The organism is Sphaerospermopsis kisseleviana CS-549 (assembly GCF_028329225.1).
In the GTDB taxonomy this organism is placed as follows: Bacteria; Cyanobacteriota; Cyanobacteriia; order Cyanobacteriales; family Nostocaceae; genus Sphaerospermopsis; species Sphaerospermopsis kisseleviana.
The window spans coordinates 1-2784 of sequence record NZ_JAQMTI010000160.1 but is presented as its reverse complement, the minus strand read 5'-3'; the positions used below and the strand labels follow the sequence as shown (position 1 = coordinate 2784).

2 protein-coding genes are annotated in these 2784 nt (G+C 33.3%); both read right to left on the bottom strand.

Annotated elements, in window-relative coordinates; genetic code table 11:
• Positions 1-1083, bottom strand: a 1083-nt coding sequence (locus PN497_RS13550; protein ID WP_272110392.1) for a tetratricopeptide repeat protein, incomplete at its 3' end; no start/stop codon positions are given.
• A 126-nt stretch (positions 1084-1209) separates the two neighbouring features.
• Positions 1210-2541, bottom strand: coding sequence for a P-loop NTPase fold protein (locus PN497_RS13545; protein WP_096572799.1), 1332 nt, complete (start codon positions 2539-2541; stop codon positions 1210-1212).
• Positions 2542-2784 lie beyond the last annotated feature (243 nt).

Here is a 2784-nt window from a genome sequence, read left to right as displayed (position 1 = left end):
ATCAGGTTTAAATTCCAGTGCTTTGTCGTAGGATGCGATCGCCTCTTCATACCTACCTAAATTACGTAGGGAATTACCCCGGTTGTACCAAACTTCATGTTTATCAGGTTTAAATTCCAGTGCTTTGTCGTAGGATGCGATCGCCTCTTCATACCTACCTAAATTACGTAGGGAATTACCCCGGTTGTTCCAAGCTTCATGATCATCAGGTTTAAATTCCAGTGCTTTGTCGTAGGATGCGATCGCCTCTTCATACCTTCCTAAATCATCTAGGGAATTACCCCGGTTGTTCCAAGCATCATGATAATCAGGTTTAAATTCCAGTGCTTTGTCGAAAGAAGAAATTGCAGATTGATAATCTTGTTTAATACGTTGTAAATAACCTAATTCAAAAAACAATTTAGCTTTTTGAACATTATCTATTTGATCATGTTCAATAATTTCTATAATTTCTAGAATTTTCTCATTGGTTTCTTCAGGAGTTAAATTGACATACTTTTCATAAGTTCCTTCCTGAATAATGCGATTTGATTCTTGTTCTAGGGTTGTGGAGTCTAGGGGAAAATTAAATAAACCAGAACGCCAATCAAAAAAATCAGGGGCGCGGTGAATAAAATATTTAATTGCGAACTGTGGTAATAAGAATACAAAACAAATTTTAAATTGATCTCTAAATCTTTCTCGCTGCTGGTTGATGTTAATTAAAATTGGTGGTACACCTTCCCAGCTATAATGATGGGTTTTTCGACTACTCCAACCTGCTAAAGTTTTGGCTTCTTCATATTTATACAATGCAGATTCTAAACCTGTAATTAATAAAATATTGATATGGTTTTTATTAGGTAATTGATCAACTTCTACATATAAATTAGTAACATTTTTATTTAATTGGAGAATTTCTATCTTTTGATCATGAATATCTGCTTTAACTTTACTAATTAATTGTTCACCACTAGCAGGAGAACAGCGGACAAATAATAAAGCAAAACCTTCTGTAAACCGCAGTGTCCGCAGAAAGGCTTGATATTCTTCGTCTTGTTCTATGGGTAAATCATCATCCCATTCACTTAGTTTTAGAGGCATAGTTTTAGAGGCATAGTTTTAGATAAATAAGAATCATAAATATAGGTTGGGTTGAGTAAACCCAACATTTCCAAAACTGCTGTTATTCTGTTGGGTTTCACTTTGTTCTACCCAACCTACAATTTTTTATTCAGGATATAATTGATTATAGGCATCCTGAAATTCTTTGATCCCTTTAATCAGAGGATGAATATCATACCAAAATTTAGTTTCTCCATCAGGTTCTTGATAACGATATTCTAAAATACAGCGATTAAATAATAAACCCCGATAAAGTTGATCATTGACTATTTCTTTAGATTTATGAACCTTTGCCAGTGCTTCCCATTCATTAAAGTAAATGGTATTTTTATAGGTATTTCTTAACTCGCTAATTGACCGTTGTAAAGCCTTTTTAGAAATCGGTAAAGTATTGGTGTATTTGAGAGCTTCCTTCATTAATAATAATAAATTTCGCACATGACCACCACTCATTAAACATAAATTTTCTAAAGATTCCCTGTTGTCAAATAAATGCACAATAGATTTACTAGGGTCTATGGTAGTGAGTCGTTTTTGGAGAACTTCAATAACTTTATTAATTCCTGGTGGATAGGGTTCATTTTTAGGAGTTTGTACCATAATCATTGGTAATACTTGGGGAGTACCATATATATCTACTAATGAAGATGATCTGTCAGAATAAATTAAAGAAATTGGTACTGTATAAACTAAATGACAATCTAAAGCTTTCAGTTGTTCATTGCGATCTATAAAAATTTGATCATGGTTGCTGCGGTCTTGTCCTTGGATAACAGGAACAATTCTATCTAAATTATCAGCAATTAAAACTAATTTGTCATATCCTGAAGGTAGATTTTTTTTGACATCTTGAATAAATTCATTTAATGCCTGAGTTAAAGTAGTCGTATGGGGATTAATTAAATCGCGAATTTTGCGGCGTTCATTGGGTTCACTGCGGATTTTTGTAGTGATTTTGGCAAGTTGTGAAACCTGTGCTTCAATTGATAATTCATCTAGGAAAATTTCTGTTTGTAAGAAATCTTTTAAATCCTCAAATCGTCCTTTTAACCAATTTAATATAGCTGGTGAATTAGTTTTATCTTTAAATGCTGCTAAAATATTGCGAGTGCAAGCTAAAAGAATATCTGTATATTGAACATCCTCTGGATCAATATCTTTTTCATCTGCCGGAAAATAGACGACAAAAAACCTTTTTTCATCTAAATATTGTTGTAGTCTTAATAATTCTGTAGATTTTCCTGCACCACGATGACCTGCATACAGTTGACAGGTATTTCTATCAGAATATAAAATTTCCTTTCCTAATGCTTCCAATATATCCCCATCTCCCCGCACTTCCTGACAGTCAACATAAGCAGGATCTCCCGCAGGTAAAGGTTGAAAGGGATCAAAAGCGTTATATAGCTGTTTAAGAAAGTTAAAATCTGATGTCATTTTAGTAGAAAATCTCACCAATTGGCGGTATTTTAACACGAAAATACTGAGATTCATATTTTGAATTACAGCTATTTTCAGGTAAATAAACCACATTTTGATTTAGGGTTTGCTGAATAAACCTAAAACCTTGATATATCAAAGGTTAGAGGCTGATAAACACAGAAATTAGTGCAAGGGTTTTGAAGGGTATACCGGAAAAAGTGTGCATTTTTGGGGATTTCAAGAGATGGCAAAGAAATT

Excerpts from the sequence above, each read along its gene's own strand:
- PN497_RS13545 (WP_096572799.1), bottom strand. The coding sequence starts at position 2,541 with ATGACATCAGATTTTAACTTTCTTAAACAGCTATATAACGCTTTTGAT.